The organism is Streptomyces sp. NBC_00483 (assembly GCF_036013745.1).
Classification (GTDB): Bacteria; Actinomycetota; Actinomycetes; order Streptomycetales; family Streptomycetaceae; genus Streptomyces.
Genome location: NZ_CP107880.1, coordinates 8160209 through 8185461 on the forward strand (window position 1 = coordinate 8160209; position 25253 = coordinate 8185461).

Below are 25253 nucleotides of genomic sequence, written 5' to 3' on the forward strand. Positions count from 1 at the left end.
GGTCGCCGTATGTCCCAGCTCCGCCAGCCGGCCGCCCGCGCAGACCGCCGCGAAGGCGGTCGGCACGGCAGGCCGGCCGGGCGGGCCGCGCCACAGCCGACCGAGACCCACATACGTTCCCAACTCCTGCGCATCGCCATCCTTCCGCCGCTCGCGGTGGCCCTCGGCGCGAGCGCGGCCGTGTTGTTCGTCCTCCAGCACACGGGGGTGCGGCCCAGCGCGACGCTGTGGGCGGTGCTCGGCGGGGCCTGCCTGGTGACGGTCGCGGGCATCGTGATCGCCGCCATCGCCGCGCGGCGCACCGCGGCCGTCGTACGCGACCGGGTGCTCGCACTGCGTCAGGGCACCGCGCACCGGCAGTCCGAACTGCGCGCTCTGGTCGAGCAGTTGCGCAAGGGCGAGGCCCCGCCGCCGCGCCGCGCACCCGCCGTCGGCGCGCCCGGAGGCGACGACTTCGACCGGCTCGGCGTCGACCTCGCGCGCGGCCACGACATCGCGGTGACCGCCGTCGTCCAGGCCACCCAGCTGTCCAGCCAGGCGGGCAGCCGGCAGAAGGTCGAGGTGTTCGTGAACCTCGCCAGGCGCCTGCAGTCGCTCGTGCACCGGGAGATCAGCCTGCTCGACGAGCTGGAGAACCAGGTCGAGGACCCCGACCTGCTCAAGGGCCTCTTCCACGTCGACCACATGGCCACGCGCACCCGTCGGCACGCCGAGAACCTCGCCGTGCTCGGCGGCGCCGTCTCGCGCCGCCAGTGGAGCCACCCCGTGTCCATGACCGAGGTGATGCGCTCCGCGATCGCCGAGGTCGAGCAGTACTCGCGGGTCAAACTCGTGCCGCCGATCGACGGCACGCTGCGCGGGCACGCCGTCGCCGACTGCATCCACCTGCTGGCCGAACTCGTCGAGAACGCCACGGTGTTCTCCGCCCCGCACACCCAGGTCCTGCTCCGCGCCAACCAGGTGACGTCCGGACTCGCCATCGAGGTGGAGGACCGCGGCCTCGGCATGCCGGTCACCGAGCAGAACAAGATGAACACGCTGCTCACCGACCCCGACCAGGTCAACGTGGCCAGCCTCCTCGCGGACGGCCGCATCGGCCTGTTCGTGGTCTCGCAGCTCGCGCGGCGGCACGGCATCACGGTGCGGCTCCAGACCAATATCTACGGGGGAGTCCAGGCGGTCCTCGTGCTGCCCCAGGACCTGCTCGGCGGCGACGGCGACACGGACGGCGCGGGCGTGCGCATCCCGCACGTGCGCAAGGCCGCCGCGGCGGCGACCGCGAACAGCGTCCTCGGCGCCGAGCCGACGCCGTCGGCGAACGGCCACCGGGCGGGGCCGCCGCCGCAGTCCGCCCCGGACACCAACGGCACCCGGCCCGCACCCGCCAACGCGCCCGCCCCGGCGCCCCCTTCACCCGCACCGCTCCACGGAGCCGTCTCCGTGGTCCCGCGACAGCCGCCCACGGGAACGTCCCCTGCAGGCGCGCCGACGGGAACGCCCCTTGCGGGCGCGCCGACGGGAACTCCTCCTGCGGGCGCGCCGACGGGAACGCCCCCTACGGGCACGCCCACAGGAACGCCCCCTGCGGGAACGCCGATTGGCGCGCCTCCCTCCGCCCCGCCCACCGACACCCCCGCCACGGGCACGCCTCCCGCCGGCACCCCAACGGGCCTGCCGACCAGGGGCGCACCCCTCAACGGCACCGGCATCGGCACCGGCACCGGCACGCCCACAGGAACGCCTCCCAACGGCACACCACCCGCAACACCACCCGCCCCCTCCCGCCCCGGAACCCACGCCGCTCCCCTCCCACAGCGCATCGCCGGCGACTCCCGCCCCACCCCCGCCGACGCCGTCCCCGGCATCCGCCCCGAGACCCGCGAGGCCGCGGCCCACGCCGAGCCCCCGGTCGCCCGTCCTGAAGGAGCCGTGCGAGGCGCCATGGGCCGGCCCCAACTGCCGCGCCGCAGGGCCCAGGAGCACATCGCCCCGCAACTGCGCGGCGGCCCCGCACCGCGCCACGAGGACGCGACCCCGTCCGTGCACGACCCCGGCCTCATGGCCGCCTTCCAGCGCGGCATCACGCTCGCCGAGTCGGCCGAACCACGCGCCCCCGGCGACGAGGGGCCGGACGCTCAGCGGTGGGAGCCGGGCCCCGACGACCGAGGCGGCGCCCCTGCATGACGACCGTGACGCCGCACATGCGCCCGCCCCCGCCCTCGTACACGTACGCGCACGCCACCACGCACGCGTGCCCACCCGAAAGCCCGTACCGCACCCGCACCCGCCCCAGCCGATCCCCCACCTTTTTGCACCACACCCAGCAGTCCACCAAGGAGTCGATCCCCCATGGCGAGCGATGTGCCGACGGGTCATGTGTCCGATCTCGACTGGCTGATGAGCGGCCTCGTCCAGCGCGTTCCCCACACCAACAGCGCCGTGCTGCTGTCCTCCGACGGGCTCGTCAAGTCCGTGCACGGGCTCGACGCCGACAGCGCCGACCATATGGCGGCCCTCGCTTCGGGCCTCTACTCGCTCGGCCGCAGCGCGGGCATCCGGTTCGCCGACGGAGGCGACGTACGGCAGGTGGTGGTGGAGCTCGACTCGGCGCTGCTGTTCGTGTCGACCGCGGGCTCCGGCACCTGCCTCGCGGTCCTCGCCGGGCGCGACGCGGACGCGGCCGTGCTCGGCTATGAGATGGCCATGCTCGTCAAGAGCGTGCGCCCCTACCTGGTGACCGCACCCCGGCAGCCCTCCGCCGAGCCCACGGCGATGAGGAATTGACGGTGGCGGCCCCGCAGGACGGGCCATGGCTGGACGGCGCCGCGGGCCGGCTCGTGCGTCCGTACGCGATCAGCAACGGACGTACTCGGCCGAGTACGTCGATGGATCTGCTCACCCATGTGATGGCCACAGGGGCGACCCCCCTCGGCTATCTGGGTCCGGAACACAGCCAGGCGCTCGACCTGTGTGCGCAGCCCACATCGGTCGCGGAGATCGCCGGTCATCTGAAGCTCCCCGCAGGCGTGACCAAGGTGCTCCTCTCCGACCTCGTCGACTGCCAAGCCATCACCACCAAGCCCCCCACGTTCCACGACAACCCCACTGACCGGTCCCTACTGGAGGCAGTGCTCGATGGACTACGACGCCAGCTCTGACCCTTTCCCCACCGCACTGAAGATCTTGGTCGCGGGCGGGTTCGGGGTCGGCAAGACGACCTTCGTAGGGGCCGTCAGCGAGATCGCTCCGCTCAGCACGGAAGAACTGCTCACCACGGTCAGCGCGGATACCGACAACCTCGACGGCATCGAGAACAAGGTCGAGACGACCGTCGCGATGGACTTCGGGCGGATCACCCTGGACCCCGAGCATGTCCTCTATCTGTTCGGCACGCCGGGCCAGGAGCGCTTCTGGTTCATGTGGGACGAGCTGTCCGAGGGCGCCCTCGGAGCGGTCATCCTCGCGGACACACGCCGCCTGGAGGACTGCTTCGCCGCCGTCGACTTCTTCGAGGAGCGCGGCATGGGCTTCATCGTGGCGGTCAACGAGTTCGACGGCGGCTACCGCTACGAGGCCGAGGAGGTCCGCGCCGCCATCGACCTGGACCCGGCGGTGCCCGTCGTGCGCTGCGACGCGCGCATCTCGAGCTCCGGCATCCAGACGCTGCTCACCCTCGTACGACACCTGCTGGCGCACGCACCCGCGACCGCCACGGGGTTCGGAGCCCACACGTGACGTACGACGCGACCAGGAGGCTGCTGCTGACCCCGCAGGATCAGGAGGGCGTCGAGCGGGCCCGCCGGTTGCGAAGGCTCGACCTGGGGCAGCGCGCCGAGCCGGTGTTCGACCGCTTCGCGGACCGGCTCGCCGAGGTGACGGGCGCGCCGTACGCCATGGTCAACTTCATTGACGAGAACCGGCAGTTCTTCGCCGGGCTGCACACCCCCGACGGGGACCACCGCGGCGGCGAACTCGGCGCGGTGGCCGCCGCGGCTGCCAAATCGACGTCTACGGAAGGTGAAGTGGCGCGCTACATGGCGCGCGATCACGGTTACTGCCCACATGTAGTCGTGCGGCGCAAAGCACTCGTCCTTGAAGACGTGTGCGACTATCCGCGCTTCGCGGGCAACCCTGTAGTCGACGAAATCGGCATCCGCTCCTACTTGGGCGCGCCTTTGATCGACGAGCGCACGGGGCTCGCGCTCGGCACCGTGTGCGCGGTCGCGACCGAGCCCCGCCCGTGGGGACAGGCGGGGCTCGCGACCATCAAGTCGATGGCGGGTGAACTGATGCAACTGGTGCGGGGGCGGGGCGACCTGCTCGGTTAGGTTCTGTCGTTCGGATCAGGTCAGGCCCGCACCGCACGGGCGTCCCGGCGCTGCTTGACGTAACCGCCCGCGGCCAGCGCGACCACCAGGATCGCCGAGACGAACAGCTGGTTGCGGCCGTCGGCGGTGCTGGCCATGACCACGAAGACGCCCGCGATCGCCGCCAGGGCGAGCCACGTCAGATACGGGAAGCCCCACATCTTCACGGTGAGCAGCTCGGGCGACTCGCGCTCCAGGCGGCGGCGCATCTTCAGCTGCGCGAGGCAGATGAAGACCCAGCCGACGAGGATGGCGACACCGGTCGTGTTCATCAGCCAGGTGAACACGGTGTCGGGCCACCAGACGCCGGCGAACACCGCGAAGAAGCCGAACAGGCAGGACGCGAGCACCGCGGCCACCGGCACGCGGCGGTGCACCCGGCCCAGGAAGCGCGGGCCGAGGCCGCGCGAGACGAGCGAGTAGGCCATGCGGGACGAGCCGTAGATGTTGGCGTTCATCGCCGACAGCAGGGCGACGAGGATGACGACCTGCATGATGGTGCCGGCGGCCGGGATACCGAACTCGTTGAGGACCGTGACGTACGGGCCGTCGGTGGCGACGTTCGGGTCGTTCCACGGCACCAGGGCGACGACGAGCGCCATGGACCCTACGTAGAAGAGCGCGATGCGCCACACGGCGGTGCGCACGGCGCGTGCCACGTTCTCGCGCGGCTTGTCGGACTCGGCGGCGGCGATGGACACCGTCTCCAGGCCGCCGTACGCGAAGACGGCGGTGAGCAGTCCGGCGATCAGGCCGGAGCTGCCGGTGGGGAAGAAGCCGCCCCGGCCGGTGAGGTTCGAGGCGCCGGGGGCGTCACCGAAGACGCCGAAGATGCCCAGGATGCCGAGGACCAGGAACGCGCAGATCGCGGTGACCTTCAGGGCCGAGAAGAAGAACTCGAACTCGCCGAAGTTGCGCACGGCGGCCAGGTTGCTCAGGCAGAAGAACACCATGAAGACGGCGACCCACCCGTAGGCGGGCAGGAACGGCACCCAGCCGTGCATGATCTGCCCGGCCGCCGTCGCCTCCGCGGCCACACCGCAGGTCAGCATGACCCAGTACATCCAGCCGGAGGTCGCCCCCGCCCAGGCGCCGAGTTCGCGTTCGGCGTGCACGGAGAACGAGCCGGTGGCCGGCCGTGCGGCGGACATCTCGCCGAGCATCCGCATCAGCAGCATGACCACGAACCCGGCGCCTGCGAAGAGCAGTACGACCGCGGGCCCCGCGGCGGCGATCCCGGCACCCGACCCTACGAAGAGGCCCGCGCCGATGACACCGCCGAGGGCGATCATCGAAAGGTGCCGCTGCTTGAGGCCGTGGCCGAGTTCTGTGCCGGTGGAGGCGTCCCCGACGTCGCCCGGCGTGGCGCCGACGTCGGATCCGGCTCCTGGCCGGTCCGTGACGGAGGTCCGTGTCATGGTCGTGCCTGTTCGCTATCTGAGACGGGTTGAAGTGCGGCGACAGTATGCGACCAAGTGGGATGCGATGCGTCGAGCGTCCGTTATTCGGACACTCCGTTCGTTGAGCGGATCAACCGGCCTTCAGTACGTCTTCGGTGTGCCCTCTGAAATGCCCTCAACAGGCCTTTGAACAGGGGGTTCTTCAGCGCGGCCGCTTGAACCACTGGCGCGCCGACGCCTGCGACAGCAGCACGATCAGGGTGATGGTCCCCGCGAGCGGCAGGAGGCCGCTCACGCTTTGACTCCTGCCCATGGCGGCGAGGAACAGCAGGATCTGCATGCTCGCCAGAACGACCACTGTGACGCGCACGCCGTTGCCCGCCGACCGGAAGCTCAGGGCGAAGCCGCCGATCACCAGGACCAGCACGCTGCTGCCCAGCACCTGCCCGGCGGCCTCCGCGCCCAGCAGCGCACCCATGGCGATCGAACCGATGATGCTCAGCCCCACAAGGACGAAGGCGAACACGCGCGCGACGCGCACGCTGGACGGCATCTCCGGTATCGGCGGCATTCCGAGGCCCGGCCCGTAGCCGTATCCGTGCCCGTATCCGGGTGCCTGTGCGTACCCCGGGCCTTGCCCGTAGCCGGGCGCCTGGCCGTAGGCCTGTGGCTGACCGTGAGCCTGCGGCTGTCCTGGCGGGCCGAACTGCCCGTACTGGCCTTGCTGCTGGCCCTGCTGTCCGTACGGGGGCTGCTGGCCCTGTTGTCCGTACGGGCCCTGTTGTCCGTACGGGTCGGGGTTCTGGGGCGGCGGTGCGGTCATCGAAACTCCGTGGATGTCCGTGGATGGTGGATGTGTGGGCGCCGTGAAGCTGCAGAGCATAGCGAAAGCGTGTGCGAGGGCAGGGCGTTGGCCGCCTCCTGCGGGGCGGCAGGCAGGCCTGTAGGAAACCTGGGGCGCCGCTTAAGAAAACCTCGATGGACCGAACGCGCCGCGTACGGAAGAGTCTGCGGTGTCGGCGGACCGCATACGGGACGTATCCGGATGACTGCCGCAGCACACCCCACCACCCACTCTCCCTCGCACGGGGGCCGGTTCGCCCTGCCCGCGTGCGCGACGACAGGAGTCGAACCCTTGAAGGCACTGGTCAAGGAGAAGGCCGAACCGGGTCTGTGGCTGACGGACGTCCCCGAGCCCGGCGTCGGCCCCGGGGACGTACTGATCAAGGTCCTGCGCACCGGAATCTGCGGCACCGATCTGCACATCCGCAGCTGGGACGGCTGGGCGCAGTCGACCATCAGCGCGCCGCTGGTCGTGGGCCACGAGTTCGTCGGCGAGGTCGTCGGGACCGGTCGCGACGTGAGCGACATCGCCGTGGGCGACACGGTCAGCGGCGAGGGCCACCTGGTGTGCGGAAAGTGCCGCAACTGCCTTGCCGGGCGCCGCCACTTGTGCCGGGCGACGGTCGGCCTCGGCGTCGGCCGCGACGGCGCGTTCGCCGAGTACGTGGCGCTGCCCGCGTCGAACGTGTGGGTGCACCGCGTCCCCGTGGACCTCGATGTCGCCGCGATCTTCGACCCGTTCGGCAACGCCGTGCACACCGCGCTGTCCTTCCCGCTCGTCGGCGAGGACGTACTGATCACGGGAGCGGGACCCATCGGCCTGATGGCGGCGGCCGTCGCCAAGCACGCCGGTGCCCGCAACGTCGTCGTGACCGACGTCAGCGAGGAGCGTCTGGCCCTTGCGCGGAAGGTGGGCGTGAGCCTCGCCCTGAACGTGGCGTCCTCGACCATCGCCGAAGGACAGCGCCAACTCGGCCTGCGCGAGGGCTTCGACGTGGGCCTGGAGATGTCCGGCAACCCCGTCGCCATGCGCGACATGCTCGCGAACATGACCCACGGCGGCAGGATCGCCATGCTCGGCCTGCCGTCCGAGGAGTTCGCCGTCGACTGGGCGCGGATCGTCACCTCGATGATCACCATCAAGGGCATCTACGGCCGCGAGATGTTCGAGACCTGGTACGCGATGTCGGTGCTCCTGGAGGGCGGCCTCGACCTGTCCCCGGTGATCACGGGCCGCTACGCGTACACCGACTTCGACGCGGCGTTCGAGGACGCGGCGAGCGGCAAGGGCGGCAAGGTCATCCTGGACTGGGCTGCCTGATTTCCGGGCTCGCTCGCCTCCGGGGCGGCAAAGCCGGTGTCGAGACGCCGGCCGTGCTCGACCCTCCTTCGTCGGGCCTCCGCGCGCCCGGCGTCTCGACACCGGCGCGCCCCTTCGGCTCGCTCGCCGTCGCCGCACCGTGCAACGTCGCCACCGCCACCCGCATCCGTAAGGAAGACCCCATGTTCGACAACGTACGCGCCGACATCCAGGCCACCCTCGACGAGATCGCCGCCGCGGGACTGCACAAGCCCGAGCGGGTCATCGGCACCCCGCAGTCCGCCACCGTCGACGTCACGGCGGGCGGCCGCCCCGGCGAGGTGCTCAACTTCTGCGCGAACAACTACCTGGGCCTCGCCGACCACCCCGACGTGATCGCGGCGGGCCACGAGGCCCTCGACCGCTGGGGCTACGGCATGGCGTCCGTTCGCTTCATCTGCGGCACGCAGGAGGTCCACAAGGAGCTGGAGGCCCGCCTCTCGGCCTTCCTCGGCCAGGAGGACACGATCCTGTACTCCTCCTGCTTCGACGCCAACGGCGGCGTCTTCGAGACCGTGCTCGGCCCGGAGGACGCGGTCATCTCCGACGCCCTCAACCACGCGTCGATCATCGACGGCATCCGCCTGTCCAAGGCGAAGCGCTTCCGCTACGCCAACCGCGACATGGCCGACCTGGAAGCCCAGTTGAAGGCGGCGTCCGGGTCCCGCAGGAAGCTGATCGTCACGGACGGCGTCTTCTCCATGGACGGCTACGTGGCGCCGCTCGCCGACATCTGCGACCTCGCCGAGCGCTACGACGCCATGGTCATGGTCGACGACTCGCACGCGGTCGGCTTCGTCGGCCCCGGCGGCCGCGGCACCCCCGAGCTGCACGGCGTCATGGACCGCGTCGACATCATCACCGGCACTCTCGGCAAGGCCCTGGGCGGGGCGTCCGGCGGCTACGTCGCGGCGCGCGCGGAGATCGTCGCCTTGCTGCGCCAGCGCTCGCGCCCGTACCTGTTCTCCAACAGCCTCGCCCCGGTCATCGCGGCCGCCTCCCTGAAGGTCCTCGACCTCCTCGAATCGGCCGGTGACCTGCGCGAGCGCCTCGCGGCGAACACCAAGCTGTTCCGTACGCGGATGGCCGAGGAGGGCTTCGACATCCTCCCCGGCGACCACGCGATCGCCCCGGTGATGATCGGCGACGCCTCCGTCGCGGGGCGCATGGCCGAGCTCCTCCTGGAGCGCGGCGTCTACGTGATCGGCTTCTCGTACCCGGTGGTGCCGCAGGGCCAGGCGCGCATCCGCGTCCAGCTTTCGGCGGCGCACTCCACGGAGGACGTGAACCGGGCGGTGGACGCGTTCGTGGCGGCGCGCGCCGAGCTGGGCTGACGCCGCCCGTGCGGGGCGTGTCAGTCCTGTTTGGGAGAATCACCGCATGATCGAAGCGCGGCGGCTGCACATCCTCCGTGCGGTGGCCGACCACCGCACCGTCACGGCTGCGGCCGCCGCGCTGTACCTGACGCCCTCGGCGGTCTCGCAGCAGCTCACGGCCCTTGAGCAGGAGACGGGCCACAAGCTGGTCGAGCGCGGCGCGCGCGGGGTCCGGCTGACGTCGGTGGGCGAGATCCTCCTCACCCACGCCAACGCGGTCCTCGCCCAGCTGGAGAAGGCCGAGGCCGAGCTGGCCGCGTACAGCAACGGCGAGGCGGGCACGGTGACGCTCGCCTCCTTCGCGACGGGCATCGGCCTCGTCGTGGGTCCCGCGCTCGCCCTTCTGGCGAAGACCGCGCCCGGCATCCGCGTCCGCGTCCAGGACGCCGAGGGCGACGCCAGCCTGCCGATGCTGCTCGACCGGCAGATCGATGTGGCGGTCGCCGTCGACTACCGGGGCGCGCCGGGCGCCGACGACGACCGGATCACGCGCGTGCCGCTGTACGCGGAGCCGTTCGACGCGGTCCTGCCGGTCACGCACCGCCTCGCGGCCGCGGAGTGGGTGCCGGTCGCCGACCTCGCCAAGGACACGTGGATCGGCCCGTACCCCGGCAACCCCTGCCACGACGTGGTGGTCCTCGCCTGCGAACACGCCGGTTTCTCCCCGCAGTTCGAGCACTCCTCGGACGACTTCCGCGCCGTCGTCGCCCTCGCCTCCGCGGGCGCGGGCGTGGCGCTGGTCCCGCGCTCGGCCCTGCACGGCGTGGACCTGACCCAGGTGGTGGTCCGGCCGATCGACGGTGCGGCGCCGGCCCGAAAGGTCTTCGCGGCGGTACGGCACGGGGCGGAGACGCATCCGCTGATCAGGCCGGTGCTTGAGGCGCTGGGGGAGGCGGCGGAGGGCTGAGGCGGGGAGGTCGAGTTGGGGGAGCTGGGGGAGTCCGCTCGCGTAACACCGCTGTTTCATATCTGGGATACCGTGCCGAATATGAGATGCGATAGTGGCGCGCCCCCGAGCGGCGCCGGCGACCCGACGCCGGACCCCGTGGACGCCCGACTCGGCGCCCGGCTCGCCGAGCTGCGGGCCGAACACGGCTGGTCCCTGGGCGAGTTGGCGGACCGCAGCGGCGTGAGCCGGTCCACCCTGTCGCGGGCCGAGCGTGCCGAGATCAGCCCGACCGCCGCCCTCCTCAACCGCCTCTGCGCGGTCTACGGGCGGACCATGTCGCAGCTCCTGAGTGAGGTCGAGTCGGCCCCCGCCCAGGTCGTGCGCGCCGCGGACCAGCCCGTCTGGCGCGACGGCTCGACCGGCTTCGCGCGCCGCTCCGTCTCCCCGCCACAGGCCGGACTGCGCGGCGAGGTGGTGGAGGGCACCCTCGAGCCGTACGCCGACATCGCCTACGACCGTCCGCCCGTCCCCGGCCTCGAACAGCACATCTGGGTGCTCGACGGCCTCCTCGACCTGACCGTCCAGGGCACGACACACCACCTGGAGGCGGGCGACTGCCTGCGCTTCCGCCTCTGGGGCCCGACCCACTTCCACTGCCCGGGCCCCGAACCCGTGCGCTACGCACTGGTGGTGGTGCTCCCATGACACTCACCTGCACCCGCCTCGCACCTTCGGAATTCCCTTCCTACGTAGATGAGTTGGGGGACCTCCTTGCCGACGTCGTACATGGAGGCAGCTCACTCGGCTTCCTCCACGGACTCACGCCCTACGAAGCGGCGACCTGGTGGCGCGACTACGTAGGGCCGTCCGTGCAGCGCGGGAGTACGGCCGTCTGGGTGGCGACCGACACGGAGGGAGCGGCCCCGGACCGCTGCGTCGGAACGATCTCGCTCGCCTTCACCGAGAAGCCCAACGGCCGCCACCGCGCCGAAGTGGTCAAGCTGATGGTGCACGGCAGCACCCGCGGAACCGGCCTCGGCCGCACCCTGCTGGCGACCGCGGAGCGCGCCGCGGCGGAGGCGGGCGTGACACTCCTGGTCCTCGACACGGAGACCGGCAGCCCGGCCGAGAACTTCTACCGCAAGGCCGGCTGGGACGAGGTCGGCGTCATCCCGGACTACGCGGCCGACCCGGCGGGGGTACTGCGGCCCACCACCCTGTTCTGCAAGCGCCTCGAACCGCTCGTGCCGCTCGTGCCGGTCGGTGATTGCCAGGAATGAGGGCCTACGGTGCGGGGGAGGTGCAGGCCAGCACACACCCCCGTCCGCACTTGCACCCGCATCGCCCCGCCCCGTCCACAGGGCCGTACGGACTGTCCGAGAGGAAGCCGCCAGATGACCGCCACAGACCCGACGTACACGACGAGCGCGCTCAGCACCGGCGACGGCGCCGCCGTGGCCACGTACACCTGGCTGCCCGAGGGCGGCAGGCCCCGCGCCTTCGTGCAGATCGCCCACGGCGCGGCCGAACACGGCCAGCGCTACGACCGCTTCGCCCGCCACCTGACCTCCCACGGCTACGGGGTCATCGCCTCAGACCACCGCGGCCACGGCGCCACCGCCCAGTCCACGGGCGGCTACGGAGTCACCGACGACGCCGATCCCGAGGCCGTTGACGCGTGGGTGTCGATCGTCGAGGACCTCAAGGCGATCGGCGACCAGGCGCGGGCCCTCTACCCGAACGTCCCGTTCGTACTGCTGGGCCACAGCCTCGGCTCGCTGCTCGCGCGCGACTACGCGCAGCGGTACGCGGACGACCTGGTGGCCCTGATCCTCTCCGGCACCTTCCGTTCGCTTCCGGGCGCGGACAACGAGGGCGACATCGCGGCCCTGGAGGCCGAGGTCGCGGCGGGCGGCCGAGCCGCCATCTCGCCCTATGTGGGCAACCTCTTCTCCTCCTTCAACGACCCGTACGAGCACCGCACCGGCTTCGAATGGCTCTCGCGGGACGAGGCGGAGGTCGACAAGTACGTCGCTGACGAACGCTGCGGCTTCGACTTCTCGGCGGGCCTGTCCCTGGACTGGGTCCGCGCGGTGCGCCGCATCAACGACCCCGCGAACCTCGCCCGCATCCCGGCCGACCTGCCGATCCATGTCGCGGTCGGCACGGAGGACCCGTGCAACCAGCGCATGACGCTGGTCCACGAACTCCTGGAGGACTTCCGCTACGTGGGCGTCACCGACCTCACCTGGAAGGGCTACGAGGGCGCCCGCCACGAGATCCTCAACGAGACGAACCGGGACGAGGTGCAGGAGGACCTGGTGGCGTGGCTGGACAAGCGGGTGCCGTAACGGGCTGTCGCGCACGGAACCGGCTGTTTCGGGCGATTGTCAGTGGCGTTGGCTACGGTTCGTTGCATGCTGGACGCCGAGGATGTACGCACCGTAGCCCTGTCCCTGCCGGACACGACCGAGAAGGTCGCCTGGAGCATGCCCACGTTCCGGGTCGCTGGGAAGATGTTCGCCACTGTGCCCGAGGACGAGACATCGATAGCGGTGCGCTGCCCGAAGGAGGAGCGCGACGAGCTCGTCCTGGCCGAGCCGGACAAGTTCTGGATCGCGGACCACGAGGCGTCCTTCGCATGGGTCCGGGTCCGCCTCGCGGTCCTGGAGGACACGGCCGAGCTGCGCGACATCCTCGCCGACTCCTGGCGCCAGGCGGCCCCGCCCCGACTCCTGGACGCACACCCGGAGTTGGGCCTTCCGCGCGCGGGATAAAACCACGTGAGGCGCCGGCCATCCGCATGGCATGATCCGCTCGCGAGGGGCGGGCCGTGCGCGTGCGGTGTGCCACGGGGACGGCGGACGGGGGATGCGGATGGCCGGCCGGGCGGTCGATGACGAGGACGCCGAGGTCGCCGAGGTCGACGGGGGCGCATCCCGGCGCGGCATCTGGACCCGCGACTTCGGCCTCTTCTTCACCGCGAGGGGCGTCGCCAAGCTCGGCGACAGCATGCTTCCGGTGGCGCTCGCGGCGGGCCTCCTGCAGTACGGCTACGGTGCGGGCGCGGTGGGCCTCGCCATGGCCTCCTCGGTGGCCTGCTTCGCCGGCCTGGTCATCTTCGGCGGGGTACTGGCGGACCGTTTCAACACGCGCCTGCTGATGACGGGCGCCGACCTCGCACGCCTGGTCACGCAGTCCCTGGCCGCCGTCATGTTCTTCACCGGCCACGTCGTGCTCTGGCAGATCTGCGCCATCGGCGCGATCAACGGTTTGGCCGCGGCGGTCTTCCAACCCGGCGTCGCCGGCACGGTGCCCCGCCTGGCATCCGACGTGCAGGCGGCGAACGGCGCGATACGCGTGGCGGAGTCCGGCGCACAACTGGCGGGCCCGGCGGTGGCGGGCATGCTGGTCGCGCTGGCCTCACCGGGCCTGGTCTTCGCGGCCCACGCGGGGACGTACGGGGTGAGCGCCCTGTGCCTGCTCCTGCTCCGCCTGCCACCGGTGCCACGGGACAGAGCAAAGACACACACCCGAGGCGCCCTTCGATCCCTCCACTCCTTCCGCTCCGAACTGGTGGAGGGCTGGCGGGAGTTCAGGTCACGAAGATGGCTCTGGGGAGTGATCCTGGTCTGGTGCGTGCTGATGATCGGAGCGTCGGGCCCGGCCGTCCCCCTGGTCGCCGTACAGGTCACCCAGGAGCACGGCTCGACCGCGTACGGCCTGGTGAACTCGGCGCTCGGCGCGGGCACGGTCATCGGCGGCGTACTGGCCCTGCGCGTACGCCCACGCCGGATGCTGCGCGCGGGCGGCCTGGCCCTGTTCGGCTTCGCCCTGTTCCCCGCGACGGTGGGCGCGGGCCTGGGGGTGCCGTGGATGATGGCGGGCTGCGCGGTGGCCGGGGCCGGCAGTTCGTTCTGGGGCGTGATGTGGGCGACGAGCGTCCAGACCCAGGTCCCGCGCGAGATCCTCAACCGCATCCACGCCTACGAGGTGGCCGGCTCCATCGCCATGCAGCCGGTCGGCCAGGCCCTGGCGGGCCCGGCGGCGGCTGCGTTCGGTACGCAACAGGTCCTGTTGGCGGGCGGAGTGGTCACGCTGATGGTGGCGGCGACGCTGATCTCGGTCCCGGCGATCAGCGGCCTGGTGAGAGCGGACGCGCAGCCCTCTCGCCTCTCCTTCCCTACGCCGGAGCAGCGGCAGAGGAGAGAGGGGCAGCGGCAGAGGAGCCAGGAGTAGCGACGGAGGGGCCAGGAACAGTGGCAGAAGAACCAGGAGTAGCGGCAGAAGAGCCAGGTGCAGCGGCAGAGGAGTCACGGGAGAGAAGAAACCCACTGATCCGCTCCCGCAGCGCCCCCGCGTCGAGCCCGTGCCCGGCGACATGCTCCTCTACGCTCCCGTACCGCCGCAGCTCCCGCCGCCCGACACCGAGCCCGAGCACTCGGTGCGGCACATCGGCGAGCGCGTCATTGGCGGCGCGGGTGGAGGTCCCGGCGAGGTAGGGCTCGACGATCACGACATCAGCGCTGCCACTCGCATCCACCGCCCGCCGCAGCCCAGCGTCATCAAAAGGCCGAATGGTGGTCGCGTAGAGAACACTGACATCAAGCCCTTCGGTCGCGGCAAGCACGTTGTCCAACATGGGCCCGACGGCAACGACGACTCCCCGCCGCCCTTCCCGCACGGACAAGAACCGCTCCCCATCCACAGGCAGCGCCTCCCGGTTGCTCTGCACCGACAGCCGCACGTACTCCCGCGAGTCACTCACGACATCGCCACCGGCCCCCACGGCCCGCCGCAGCAGTACCTCGGCCTCATCGGGGTGCCCCGGCACATGCACACGCCACCCGTCGAGGGTGTCGAGCAGCGCCACATCACCGGGAGCCATGTGCGTAAAGCCGCCGGAAGACACGTCGTACGACGCGCCCGCACTCACGAGCACACCCCCGACCCCTTGATGCCCGAAGTCCAACTTCACCTGCTCAAAAGGCCGTTCAACGAGAAAACTCGCGAAGGTGTGCATCACGGGCCGCATCCCGGCGAGCGCAAGCCCCGCCCCGGCCCCGACGAGCAACTGCTCCCGGATCCCGACATTGATCACCCGCTCCGGATGCCGCCGAGCGGCCCCGGCAAAGGGCGCGGCCCCGATCTCGGCGAGCACGACGGCGACGCGGGGGTCTTCGTCGAGGATCTGGGTGAGGACGGGGGCGAAGCGATCACGCATGGTGTCCACGAGAGTCTTCCTTCCAGGAGAGGGAGTAGCGAGGAGAGAGGGGAAGAGGGGGTTTTGGGGAGGGGCCTCACCCAAACTTCGGCTCGACGCGGGCGACGACGAGGTGCGGCCGCCCCGGATGCGGCGCGCTGAAGGCCTGGTGCAGCGCCTCGTGATCCCGCCCATCGACGGTCACGGTCGACCACCCGGCGGCCTCGAACCGGGCGGCGATGCCGCCGGCCCTGCCGTAGGTGGCGGACAGGTTGTCGACGACGACGGTGTGCAGTCGCTCGAGCCCGATGGCTCCGGCGTAGGCGATGGCCTCGTGATTGCTGCCCTCGTCGAGCTCGGCGTCTCCGACGAGGGTCCAGACGGCCGGCTCGCTCAGCCCCTGGGCCCGCAGCCCGAGCGCGGTCCCGACGGCGATCGGCAGCCCGTGCCCCAAGGACCCGCTCCCGATCTCCACGCCCGGCACGAGCACCCGATCGGGATGATGCCCGAGCCGCGACTCGTACGCCCCGAACCCACTCAGCCACGCCTCGGGCACGAACCCTTTGGCGACGAGCACGGCGTAGTACGCCATGGGCCCGTGCCCCTTGGACAGCAGAAACCGATCACGCCCGGCCTCCTCGATGCTCTCCGGCCCGACCCGCAGAACACGGTCGTACAGCACCCACAACACGTCGAGGGTGGAGGTGGCGGCGGGCCCGTGCTTCTCGTCCCCGGTCATGCGACTCATGAGCCGGGACAGATCCTCGTAGCGATAGCCGTGGCGCCCGACGGCTTCGGGGGCTCCGAGAGCTCCGACGGCTCCGGTGCCACTGCTGGCGATGTCATCCGCTGTGGTCGTCATGCAGGCAGCCTGCAACCTCAACTTTGCTTGAGGTCAACACCTCGGTTTGGCGGCGTGCCGGATCCCGCCCGCCCACCGGAAGGGATGCGCGACCACGGCTCCGAGTGCGGTATGGTTTCTCTGCGCGTTCGGCCAGGGGGAAACCCCAGGTCAACGAGCATCGGGACGTGGCGCAGCTTGGTAGCGCACTTGACTGGGGGTCAAGGGGTCGCAGGTTCAAATCCTGTCGTCCCGACAAGTTCGAACGATCGAACGTCGCAGGTGAAGGGCCGTTTTCGAACGGCCCTTTTTCTGTTGCTCCCACGCTCCCGGTGGGAGCGTGGCGAGTGGGAGCGGGCTCCCACTGTCCCCTTACCCGGTTACTCCCACTCTGGCCGATGCGCACATATTCGATTCCTTGCGCGCGTGTTCACATCCGAGCCCGGTTTGTGACCGGCGGCTCCCCGTCCTATGGGTGGCTTTCTGGGTATGTGCTTGCGCTCTTCGTGCTGGTGGGGGTCGCTCCCAGTGGGAGTGGGGTCGGGAGCGGCGACACCATGGCTGGAATCCGGGTTATGGGGCCATGCGAACTTTTGACCCCAGTTCCGATTTTGGGCGGGCGGTATGCGGCTTTTCGGTGGTGGCTGGTGGGGGCTGCATCGAGAGGTTGAACGCGGGTGGGAGCGGGTCGGTGAGGTTCGCGCATGTTGTGGGCTCTTGGGAGTGTGTTGTCGCTGCCGCGTCCGCTCCCATTGCGGGGTCTTCTCGCACCTGGATCTGATGGTCGACTTCATCGCCGTGGCCCACATGACGAAAACGCCTCCCGGGGCAGGGGGGCGCGCTCGTCCGCGTTTGCGAGCCGTGACACGGCGGCCGCCATCAACGCCGGCTCCGCCGTGCCCACCGGCACGCTGGTCGTTGTCGTGTCCGGCTCCCGTATCGGTGCTGGCCGCATCATCGGTCAGTGAAAGCCCCTCGTTCCCTCCGCCGGGTGTGAGTTCAAACTTGCCGACGGGCAGCGTGGACGTTATCGACATTGCTCCGCAGTTCGCCGCGGCTGGATTGTTCGGCGACGCCACTGGCGACAACGCCGCCGTCTGCGAGTACCTCGGGTTTTTCCGGTGGTTGCCGTAGAGGCCGGGCCCGTGCGCTTGCTGCCGATTCCCGCATCCATGGCAGGGGCTTCATGAAGCAGTACTCGGACCTGAAGAACCTCTTCTACGAACGTGTCTGGAACGAGTCCACCCACGGTCGCCCCGGGAAGGGCGTCGTTGTCACCGCGACCGGGATGACGGCTTCCGCCTGCAAGCCGCCTGGCAGCGGTCCCAGGTTCACTGCTTGTCCGGTAGCAGGAATGCGCGGCGCTCCTCGGGACTGAGCTCCCGGAAGGCCTTTTTGCGGGCGCGGCGGAGCAGGCTGTCGATGTCGTGCTCGGCCAAGGTCCAGATGCGTACGGTTCGGTCGCGGGAGGCGGTCGCGAGGCGTGTGCCGTCAGGGTGCCAGGCGAGGCCATTGGCCCAGTCGGCGTGGATGCCGAGTACGGCGAGCTGGGTGGCGCTGTCGGGGTCCCAGAGCCGGATGGTGCGGTCCCGGGACACGGACGCGATGGAGGTGCCGTCAGGGGACCAGGCGAGGTCCTGTACCGGTCCCTCGTGGCCGGCCATGACGGCGAGTTCGGCGCCTTGGTACGGGTCCCACAGGCGGATCGTGCGGTCGCGGGAGCCGGTGGCCAAGCGGCGGCCGTCGGGTGACCAGTGGATCTTCCAGACGTAGTCCAGGTGGCCGGGCAGGGTGGTGACGGCGGAGCCGTCGGTGGTGTCCCAGACGATGGCGGTGCGGTCCGTGCTGGACGTGGCGAGGTAGCGGCTGTCCGGTGACCAGGCCGTACCGCCGATCCAGTCCTGGTGGCCGCGCAGGATGTGGACGGTCGCTCCGGTGACGGCGTCCCAGATGCGGGCCGTGCCGTCGCGGCCGGCGGTGGTTATGCGTGTGCCATCGGGTGACCAGGTGACGTTGGACAGTTCCTCGGTGTGCCCGTTCAGGGTGATGTCATCGTCGCGGGCGTCTGCCGTCCGCACAATGGCGGCACCATCGCGCAGGGCAGTGACCAGACGGGTGCTGTCGGGGGACCAGGCCACATCGGACACTTCGCCGTCGTGTTGGTCGCGGGTCTGTCGGCCGGTGACGATGTCGTGGATGGTGAGGGAGCCGTCCTGGCAGGCAGAGGCGATGCGCGTTCCATCGGGCGACCAGGCGACGCGGAGGACCCCGTCGGCGTGGCCGCCGAGAATGCTGGTGGGTTCGGTGACGTCCCAAACAGCGGCGGTCCGGTCGCGGGAAGCGGTCGCCAACCGTTTCCCGTCGGGGGACCAGGAGATGCCGTAGATGGTGTCGGCGTGGTCGGTGAGCCGGACTTCGCCGTCGGCACCGTCGAGGCTCCATACATAGGCCGTACGGCTTGCGTCACCACCGGCGAGGCGGGTGCCGTCCGGAGACCAGGCAAGGGAGTTGATGACCTCCGGGCATTCCAGTGTTCGCTGCGTCTCCCAGGTGGTGCTGTCCCAGATCCGTACGGTCCGGTCGCCTGAGGCCGAAGCGAGCCGTCGGCCGTCCGGAGACCACCGGACCGACTCGATGTTGTTCTGGTGGTCGGTGAGCACGGTGACGATGCCTGGCGTAGTTGCGGCCCAGACCCGTACCGTGCCGTCCTCTCCGCCGCTGGCGAGGTGTCTTCCGTCGGGTGACCAGGTCACGCTCCAGATCATGTGCTGGTGTCCGCGCAGCACCGCGGATTCGCTGTACGTGTCGGCGTCCCAGATCCGCACCGCGCAGTCGCTGCCGACCGACGCGAGGCGGTTTCCGACGGGCGACCAGACGACGCCACCGACCCCCTCCTCCCGCTCACCGACCGCCCCCGTGTGGCGGAGGACGGCCTGCTCGGCCCAGGTGCTCGTGGACCAGATGAGGACGGTGGAGTCCCTGCAGCCGACAGCGAGCCTGAGCCCGTCGGGGGACCAGGCCACCGCTTGCGTCCCGGCGCCGGTGCCCTCAGGCACGATCGGTTGGTCATCACTCTCCGGGCGCCACACTCGGACGGTACCGTCGTCGCTCGCCACGGCCAGCCGTTGCGCGTCCGGTGACCAGGCCACTCCGGATGCGCCGCGTTCGAAACCGCGCAGTACCGCGAGCAGCCGTGAGGCGCCCAGAGTTGTGTGCAGTGCTTGGACCGCAGCCGGTGTGGCCGCGCATTCCTCCACTGCCGCAAGCGCGGCGAGCACAGCGAGCTCCGGGGCTGTGTCAGCGCTTTCGAGCGCCCGGACGGCTACCGCGTCCGCCGCGCGTTCCATCGTTTCTCGGTGAGCGCGCAGCGACCGCTCTACGAGTTCCTCGACCAGCGGCGTCGCGCCGAGTGTCCGCGCAGATTCGGCCATCCAGTACCGGGCGGAAGACAGCCGCTCCCCGGTGAGGAGGTAGTCGTCCTTGCACTGGGTTCGGTCCCAATCCTGCGCCCAGCGCTCCAACTCGGTGCGGCGGCGCAGGTCCTCACTGCGGGCATCGACTGCCCGGCGCAGTGGCGCCCACTGGCGGAACAGCGCCTCGTGCGCCACGTCCAGTACGCCGCCGTCGCTGGTGAGTAGGCGCCCTGCGACGAAGGCATCGGTGACTTCCTGCTCCCGAGGGGCGAGATCGTCGCGGCGGTTCCGCCGACGGGTGGCCTCATTGCCATCGACGGTGACGAATTGCAGCAGGGTGGGGATCACGGGCGCATCCGCCAGCTCGGCGGCTATCGCGTCGGCCCTCTCCGACAGGGCTCCGGCAACACCGCCGAGAGCTCGATAGGTCTCTTCGGTCACCGTCCCACCGGACCCTCCGGCGCGCAGATACAGCTCTTGGAGGGTGTAAGCGAGCAGCGGCAGAGCGTCGCCGCCTCCGCAGTCGTCGACCATGCGCGCCACGACGCCAGGAGCGAAGGTCAACCCGGCCTGCTCGGCCGGCTTCTCGATGACCTCGTGCAGCGCGTCCCGGGCGAGCGTGCCGACGATCATCGACTCACGCGCCAACTCGGGGAAGCCGGCCTCCAGGAACCCGGTGAGGAAGTCCGATCGCAAGGTGGCCACCACCCACAACCGTGGGTCGCGGCGCAGCGCGTCTCGCACGGCGGTCAGGAACGCGTCACGCGCCTCGGGCCCGGACAGGGTGAGCAACTCTTCCAGTTGATCGATTACCAGCAACGCGGGGCGCTCAGCCGGCAGTTGAGTCAATCGCTGTCGTAAGGTGCCGACCGGGTCCGCCCCGGGCGAGAACGGTGCTGCGACCACCCAGCGTCCCCGCCGCCGGGCCAGCGCCGGCAGCAGCCCAGCCCGCACCAGGGACGACTTGCCACTGCCAGAGGGTCCAACCACGGCAACGAACCGCTGTGCCCGTCTCGGCGTCACTGGGTGCAGGCGCCCGACCAGTTCGGCGATCTCCCGGTCCCGTCCGAAGAAGACCGCCGCGTCATCCTCCATGAAGGCTTCCAGTCCCGGGTACGGCGGCTGATCCCTGTCCCAGGTGCGGCGCACCGGCGACGGCCGCTCGAGGAAGTGCAGCGTGATCTGACCCCCGATGAGTACCAGCAGCGCAACGCCGATCAACGGCACCGACCAGTCCCGCAACAGCCTTAAAACCAGCGGCACATGACCCGTCTCGCCTGTCGCATAGTTCGTGGCCATACCCAGCAAGGCCCCGACCAGCATGAGCAGGACATCGAGCATGAGCTTGAGGGGACGTCGATCCATGGATCGACAAACTATCTGGCCCAGAAGGCCAGATGGCCACGTCCTCACAGCACGTGCAGGGAGCCCGCGACCCAGACGGTGGAGGCGGCGGTCTTGATGCCGAGGGTGGTGAGTTCGCCGTGGATTCGGCGGTAGCCCCAGGGCGGGTTTTCGCTGGCCAGGCGCAGGGTCAGTAGGCGGATGGAGCGCACGTGCGGGGTCGGCCTGGGCGGTGAGGTCGAGAGGCGTTCGCGTGGCGCTGTTTGAGCAGGTTGCGGTGCCATCGCAGGACGGTGTCGGGACGTACGAGCAGCCGCAGGCGGCATAGTGCCTCACGGGAGAGAGGGTGGAGGAGCGCGGCGAGGAATGCTCGGTCTGCAGGTGCGAACTCGGTTCGTTCCGGATCGAGTTGCGGTTGCAGGACGGTGATCTGGTGGCGCAGGGCGAGGATCTCGATGTTCTTGTCGCGGTCACTTGCCGGGAGCAGTCGCAGCGTGGCGAAGGCGTTGGTTACGGTCGGATAGGTCGATCGAAGCAGCACGGTCGTTCATCATGCCGGGCTGCCACGGTGCGATGACGGCTTGAGCGGCCTGCGCGGATGGGGTTCTCGGCACGCACAAGGCCAGGCGTAGGAGCATGGGCATTGATCCTTACCGACCGCTGTCGTCGGCGCGATAGCAGGGCTGAACTGCACCGACGTAATATTCGGCACTCACAGGGTCTCGTAGTCACGTGCGAGGCGGCGGTGGAGCATCAGCGAGCCGTAGGTCCGCTCGACGGTCCAGCGTTTCGGGATCGGTGTGAACCCCTGGGTCCCGGGCTTGCGTTGGACGATTTCGAGGTCGATGCCGGGGGGGGGTGTGCTCGATGAAGTGTTTGCGGTAGCCGCCGTCGACCCAGACCTTGCGGAGGCCGGGGTGGTCGGCGGCGGCTTGCGCCAGCAAGGTGCGGCCGGCGGTCGAGTCCTGCACGCTCGCCGCGGTGACCAGGACCGCCAGCAGCGTACTCACCTGCGTCTTCCTCCGGTACGTTCACTCTGAGTGCACCCGGGCCGACGCGGCGTTGGTCGGGGTTGGATCGGAACACGGGGGAGCCGCTGTGGACTTCGGGGTACTGGGCCCGCTGAGCGTGCGCTGTGCAGGGGCGCCGCTGGAACTCGGGACGCCGAAGGCGAGGGTGCTGCTGGCGGTTCTGCTGGGCAGGCCGGGCCGGCCGGTCGCGAGTGACACGCTCGCGGAGGCGCTCTGGGGCGAGACGCCACCGAAGAGTGCCGCCAAGAACGTGCAGACCTATGTGTCCCGGCTGCGGCGGTGCCTGGGGGAGCCGGAGCGCATCACCAGACAAGGGTCGGGGTATTTGCTGCGGACCGGCCGCGACGAGTTGGACGCGGCGCGCTTCGAGGATCTGGTCGGGGCGGCCCGCGCGGCGGCGGACGGTGATCCTGACCGTGCGCACCAGCTCTTCGACGAGGCGCTGGGGCTGTGGCGGGGGCCCGCGTTCGCCGGGTTCGCCGACGTCCTGGGGCTGGCCCCGGAGGCCGCCCGCCTCGATGAGCTGCGGCTGGGCGTGCTGGAGGAGCGGATCGACGTCGGGATGCGGCTCGGCCGACACCGTGAACTGCTGGGCGAGTTGACCGCCCTGACCATGAGGCATCCCCTGCGCGAGCGCCTGTGGGGGCAGCTCATGCTGGCGCTGCACCGCTGCGGGCGGCGGGCGGACGCGCTCGAGACCTATCTTCAGGTCCGCTCCGTGCTGTCCGAGGAGGCCGGTCTTGAGCCGGGTCGGTCGCTGCAGGACCTGCATCGGACCATCCTCGGCAACGAGCAGATGCCGACGTCGGAGTCGGGCCCCGCCCCGGTATCACCGGAGGCACAGCTCCTGGCCGCCGTGCGGGAACGCCGCACCACGGACAGCGCCAGGATGCTGCCGCCGGCGCTCGCGGATTTCAGCGGCCAACACGCAGAGCTGGAACAGATCGAAAGGGTGCTCCGCGACGACCGGGCCGCCCACGCGTCAGCCGCCGTGGTGGCCGTGTCGGGGCCGGGTGGTATCGGCAAGACGGCCCTCGCGGTGCAGGCCGCGCACCGCCTCAGATCCGCCTACCCAGATGGGCAGTTGTTCGCGGTACTGGACGGTGTGCGCAGCCAGCCGGCCGACCCGGCGGCAATCCTCGGCCGTTTCCTGCGCGCACTGGGGGTTCCCGCCACCGCGGTGCCGGACGACGCGGACGAGCGTACGAGCCTGTACCGGGGCATTCTCGCGGAACGCCGGGTCCTGGTGGTCGTGGACGACGCCCTCGACGAGGCACAGCTTGCCCCTCTGATGCCGGCCGGCGGCACCTGCGGGGTGATCGTTACCGGCCGGGTGCGACTGGGCGGGCTCGGTGGCGCCCACCGCATCGAACTCCGAGTGATGTCCGAAGGCGACAGTCTGGCCATGCTGCGCGCCGGCACCGCGGACCGGCTGGACTCGGCGAGCCGGGAGGAACTGTCCGATCTGGTCCGGCTGTGCGCGCGGTTGCCGCTCGCCCTTCGGATCGTCGGCGCGCTGCTGTTGTCCCGGCCGCACTGGGGCCCGGCGGATCTGGTGTCACGGCTGGCCGACGCACAGCGTCGGCTCGACATGCTCCGCTACCGCGATCTCGAGGTGCGGACCAGTTTCGGGCTGAGCTACGAAGGGCTCCGGCCGGAGGCGCGGAGACTGTTCCGGCTCCTCGGCCTCCTGGAGGCGCCCGATTTTCCGCTTTGGGCGGCGGCCGCGGCGGTCGACGGCGAACTGCTTCCCACTCAAGACCTCCTGGACGAGCTGATCGACGTCCACCTGCTCGAGGTCACCGGAACACCGAACGGCCAGGCACGGTACGGATTCCACGACCTGATCCGCGTCTACGCGAGGGAATGTGCCGAGGCCGAGGAGGAGGCGACGGCACGCGACGAGTCCGTCGTCCGTGTCCTCGGCGCCCTGCTGGCCTTCACGGACTTCACGGACCGTGAACACATGGGACAGAACATGTTCCGGCGGGAGGCGCCTCGCTGGCGGCCGGAGCGGGTCGAGGCCGCCCTGCCCCGCGCGGTGGTGCCGATGCGGCTGTTGGACCTCGAGCGCGTCTCTCTGGTGACAGGTGTCCGGCAGGCCGCGGCCCTGGGCAGGGACGAGCTCTGCTGGGAGTTGGCCGTGGGCGGACACGCATTGTTCGAGGTGGAGCGCTATTTCGACGAGTGGCAGGAATGCTACGACACGGCCATGCGGCAGGCGGACATCGCCGGAAACGTGCGGGGCCGAGCACGCCTGCTCGTCTCCATGGCCGGGCTGCTCTACACCCGACGCTGGTACGGCCCGGCGGAGAAGTCCAACTCCGAGGCCATGGCCCTGTTCGAGCAGATCGGGGACCATCAGGGGTATCTGGAGGCGCTGAGCAACGCGCCGTTCTTCCTCGTGCCCAACGGGCGTCTGGCCGAGGCCATCGCGACGGGCAGAGAGGCCTACGAGCGACTCACGGCCGGCGGCCAGGCCGCAGCGGCGCTGCACGCGTACTCGCAGGTCGGCCTCGCACACCTCCAGGCGGGCCGACCCCAGGCCGCGGCGGAGGTGCTCGCAGAGATCATCGACGAGGCGCGCAAGCACCGCATCCTGACCTTGGTCGCACGGGACACCTATTGGCTCTGCCAGACCCAGCTCGCGCTCGGCCGACTGGCGGAAGCGGCAGCCGCGGTCAGCGAACTGAGCAGACACATGCGGGACTTCGGCGCATCCGGCCCCTTCTACCTGGCTCACGCCCGGGGCTGCGTCCAGCTGGCCTGTGGTGAGTACGCCGACGCGCGCCGCCACCTCGCCGAGGCCGTCGAGGTGGCGCGCGCGCTCGATGACCCGATGTTCGAGACCCGGAGCCTCATCGACCTGCTCGACCCGCGCCTGTATGACGGCCATGAGGCGCGGGCCGCGATCGGCCAGGGAGAGCACGCGGTGGAGGTGGCCCGCCGTATCGACTACCCATATCTGCTCGCCGGCGCGCTGGAACAGCTCGCCGGGCTGCACGCCTTGGCGGGCGACGGCACTGGTGCGGCGAACCTGGCCGCGGAGGCAGCCACCGTACGGGCGGACATCCGCTGAGCGAACGTGTGAGCTGTCGGTCGCGTCGTATTCCTCGCGTGTGCCGGGCGTATTCCGCGGTGCGCGAGGATCCGGCACGCACTTGAGAAGTCATCGCACGTTCGGGC

Annotated in this window: 19 protein-coding genes, 1 tRNA gene and 2 pseudogenes; 15 read left to right on the forward strand and 7 right to left on the reverse strand. The window is 70.5% G+C overall.

From position 1 onward, the window contains the following. Nucleotides 1-9 precede the first annotated feature (9 nt). The 5 genes from OHA73_RS36370 (at nucleotide 10) to OHA73_RS36390 (ending at nucleotide 4328) form a co-directional block, all read left to right on the forward strand. On the forward strand, nucleotides 10-2184 hold the full coding sequence (locus tag OHA73_RS36370) for an ATP-binding protein (protein ID WP_327657263.1): 2175 nt from the start codon (nucleotides 10-12) through the stop codon (nucleotides 2182-2184). Between the two features lie 165 nt (nucleotides 2185-2349). After that, on the forward strand, nucleotides 2350-2784 hold the full coding sequence (locus OHA73_RS36375) for a roadblock/LC7 domain-containing protein (RefSeq protein ID WP_266722430.1): 435 nt from the start codon (nucleotides 2350-2352) through the stop codon (nucleotides 2782-2784). A 2-nt stretch (nucleotides 2785-2786) separates the two neighbouring features. After that, nucleotides 2787-3158 (forward strand): DUF742 domain-containing protein, encoded by a 372-nt coding sequence (locus OHA73_RS36380; RefSeq protein ID WP_266722432.1) that lies wholly within the window; start codon nucleotides 2787-2789, stop codon nucleotides 3156-3158. Next, nucleotides 3136-3735, forward strand: coding sequence for a GTP-binding protein (locus OHA73_RS36385; protein WP_266722434.1), 600 nt, complete (start codon nucleotides 3136-3138; stop codon nucleotides 3733-3735). The genes OHA73_RS36380 and OHA73_RS36385 overlap by 23 nt, the downstream gene beginning before the upstream one ends. Continuing rightward, nucleotides 3732-4328 carry a GAF domain-containing protein gene (locus tag OHA73_RS36390; RefSeq protein ID WP_266722435.1) on the forward strand — a complete coding sequence of 199 codons (597 nt, stop codon included), beginning with the start codon at nucleotides 3732-3734 and terminating at the stop codon, nucleotides 4326-4328. Before OHA73_RS36385 ends, OHA73_RS36390 begins: the two co-directional genes overlap by 4 nt. 20 nt (nucleotides 4329-4348) lie before the next feature. Here the strand turns inward: OHA73_RS36390 and OHA73_RS36395 are convergent, their stop codons facing one another. Beyond that, entirely contained in the window at nucleotides 4349-5785 is a 1437-nt protein-coding gene (locus OHA73_RS36395) for an amino acid permease (RefSeq protein ID WP_327657264.1), read from the reverse strand. A gap of 184 nt (nucleotides 5786-5969) precedes the next feature. Then, a complete protein-coding gene (locus OHA73_RS36400) occupies nucleotides 5970-6590 on the reverse strand; it encodes a hypothetical protein (protein WP_327657265.1) in 621 nt (206 codons plus the stop codon). Nucleotides 6591-6902: 312 nt separating this feature from the next. On the opposite strand from OHA73_RS36400, the gene tdh reads away from it, so the two are divergent. The 8 genes from tdh (at nucleotide 6903) to OHA73_RS36440 (ending at nucleotide 14474) form a co-directional block, all read left to right on the forward strand. Continuing rightward, nucleotides 6903-7931, forward strand: coding sequence for an L-threonine 3-dehydrogenase (gene tdh / locus OHA73_RS36405; RefSeq protein WP_327657266.1), 1029 nt, complete (start codon nucleotides 6903-6905; stop codon nucleotides 7929-7931). 182 nt (nucleotides 7932-8113) lie between these two features. After that, complete coding sequence (locus tag OHA73_RS36410; RefSeq protein WP_267072716.1) at nucleotides 8114-9304, forward strand: glycine C-acetyltransferase; 1191 nt, start codon at nucleotides 8114-8116, stop codon at nucleotides 9302-9304. Between the two features lie 46 nt (nucleotides 9305-9350). After that, nucleotides 9351-10253, forward strand: coding sequence for a LysR family transcriptional regulator (locus OHA73_RS36415; RefSeq protein ID WP_327657267.1), 903 nt, complete (start codon nucleotides 9351-9353; stop codon nucleotides 10251-10253). Between the two features lie 81 nt (nucleotides 10254-10334). Beyond that, on the forward strand, nucleotides 10335-10940 hold the full coding sequence (locus OHA73_RS36420; protein WP_327657268.1) for a helix-turn-helix domain-containing protein: 606 nt from the start codon (nucleotides 10335-10337) through the stop codon (nucleotides 10938-10940). Continuing rightward, complete coding sequence (locus OHA73_RS36425; protein WP_327657269.1) at nucleotides 10937-11515, forward strand: GNAT family N-acetyltransferase; 579 nt, start codon at nucleotides 10937-10939, stop codon at nucleotides 11513-11515. Before OHA73_RS36420 ends, OHA73_RS36425 begins: the two co-directional genes overlap by 4 nt. A 114-nt stretch (nucleotides 11516-11629) precedes the next feature. Then, nucleotides 11630-12586, forward strand: a complete 957-nt coding sequence (locus tag OHA73_RS36430; protein WP_267068396.1) for an alpha/beta fold hydrolase — start codon at nucleotides 11630-11632, stop codon at nucleotides 12584-12586. Nucleotides 12587-12652: 66 nt separating this feature from the next. Next, nucleotides 12653-13012, forward strand: coding sequence for an MmcQ/YjbR family DNA-binding protein (locus tag OHA73_RS36435; RefSeq protein ID WP_327657270.1), 360 nt, complete (start codon nucleotides 12653-12655; stop codon nucleotides 13010-13012). Nucleotides 13013-13112: 100 nt separating this feature from the next. After that, complete coding sequence (locus tag OHA73_RS36440; RefSeq protein ID WP_266722450.1) at nucleotides 13113-14474, forward strand: MFS transporter; 1362 nt, start codon at nucleotides 13113-13115, stop codon at nucleotides 14472-14474. On the opposite strand, the gene OHA73_RS36445 is transcribed toward OHA73_RS36440, so the two are convergent. Both OHA73_RS36445 and OHA73_RS36450 read right to left on the reverse strand, forming a co-directional pair. Then, a complete protein-coding gene (locus OHA73_RS36445; RefSeq protein WP_266722452.1) occupies nucleotides 14419-15468 on the reverse strand; it encodes a transketolase family protein in 1050 nt (349 codons plus the stop codon). The genes OHA73_RS36440 and OHA73_RS36445 overlap by 56 nt on opposite strands. A 67-nt stretch (nucleotides 15469-15535) precedes the next feature. Beyond that, nucleotides 15536-16186 carry a transketolase gene (locus OHA73_RS36450; protein ID WP_266725638.1) on the reverse strand — a complete coding sequence of 217 codons (651 nt, stop codon included), beginning with the start codon at nucleotides 16184-16186 and terminating at the stop codon, nucleotides 15536-15538. 275 nt (nucleotides 16187-16461) lie between these two features. Here OHA73_RS36450 and OHA73_RS36455 point away from each other — a divergent pair. Beyond that, a tRNA-Pro gene (locus tag OHA73_RS36455) sits at nucleotides 16462-16535 on the forward strand. Nucleotides 16536-17610: 1075 nt separating this feature from the next. Here OHA73_RS36455 and OHA73_RS36460 read toward each other — a convergent pair. From OHA73_RS36460 to OHA73_RS36470, 3 genes and pseudogenes are all read right to left on the reverse strand, one after another. Next, the gene (locus OHA73_RS36460) at nucleotides 17611-21057 is read right to left on the reverse strand and encodes an nSTAND1 domain-containing NTPase (protein ID WP_266722454.1); all 3447 of its coding nucleotides are present in this window, start codon (nucleotides 21055-21057) and stop codon (nucleotides 17611-17613) included. Nucleotides 21058-21128: 71 nt separating this feature from the next. After that, nucleotides 21129-21577 (reverse strand): annotated as a pseudogene (locus tag OHA73_RS36465) (integrase); the annotation flags it as partial. 174 nt (nucleotides 21578-21751) lie between these two features. Then, nucleotides 21752-22037 (reverse strand): annotated as a pseudogene (locus OHA73_RS36470) (transposase); the annotation flags it as partial. A 97-nt stretch (nucleotides 22038-22134) separates the two neighbouring features. Between OHA73_RS36470 and OHA73_RS36475 the strand changes: the two are divergent. Continuing rightward, nucleotides 22135-25146, forward strand: a complete 3012-nt coding sequence (locus tag OHA73_RS36475) for an AfsR/SARP family transcriptional regulator (RefSeq protein WP_267068394.1) — start codon at nucleotides 22135-22137, stop codon at nucleotides 25144-25146. Nucleotides 25147-25253 lie beyond the last annotated feature (107 nt).

Coding starts and splice junctions, on each gene's coding strand:
- OHA73_RS36370 (WP_327657263.1), top strand. CDS start 10: ATGTCCCAGCTCCGCCAGCCGGCCGCCCGCGCAGACCGCCGCGAAGGC.
- OHA73_RS36415 (WP_327657267.1), top strand. CDS start 9,351: ATGATCGAAGCGCGGCGGCTGCACATCCTCCGTGCGGTGGCCGACCAC.
- OHA73_RS36375 (WP_266722430.1), top strand. CDS start 2,350: ATGGCGAGCGATGTGCCGACGGGTCATGTGTCCGATCTCGACTGGCTG.
- OHA73_RS36385 (WP_266722434.1), top strand. CDS start 3,136: ATGGACTACGACGCCAGCTCTGACCCTTTCCCCACCGCACTGAAGATC.
- OHA73_RS36430 (WP_267068396.1), top strand. CDS start 11,630: ATGACCGCCACAGACCCGACGTACACGACGAGCGCGCTCAGCACCGGC.
- OHA73_RS36435 (WP_327657270.1), top strand. CDS start 12,653: ATGCTGGACGCCGAGGATGTACGCACCGTAGCCCTGTCCCTGCCGGAC.
- OHA73_RS36420 (WP_327657268.1), top strand. CDS start 10,335: ATGAGATGCGATAGTGGCGCGCCCCCGAGCGGCGCCGGCGACCCGACG.
- OHA73_RS36450 (WP_266725638.1), bottom strand. CDS start 16,186: ATGAGTCGCATGACCGGGGACGAGAAGCACGGGCCCGCCGCCACCTCC.
- OHA73_RS36400 (WP_327657265.1), bottom strand. CDS start 6,590: ATGACCGCACCGCCGCCCCAGAACCCCGACCCGTACGGACAACAGGGC.
- OHA73_RS36425 (WP_327657269.1), top strand. CDS start 10,937: ATGACACTCACCTGCACCCGCCTCGCACCTTCGGAATTCCCTTCCTAC.
- OHA73_RS36410 (WP_267072716.1), top strand. CDS start 8,114: ATGTTCGACAACGTACGCGCCGACATCCAGGCCACCCTCGACGAGATC.
- OHA73_RS36440 (WP_266722450.1), top strand. CDS start 13,113: ATGGCCGGCCGGGCGGTCGATGACGAGGACGCCGAGGTCGCCGAGGTC.
- OHA73_RS36460 (WP_266722454.1), bottom strand. CDS start 21,057: ATGGATCGACGTCCCCTCAAGCTCATGCTCGATGTCCTGCTCATGCTG.
- OHA73_RS36395 (WP_327657264.1), bottom strand. CDS start 5,785: ATGACACGGACCTCCGTCACGGACCGGCCAGGAGCCGGATCCGACGTC.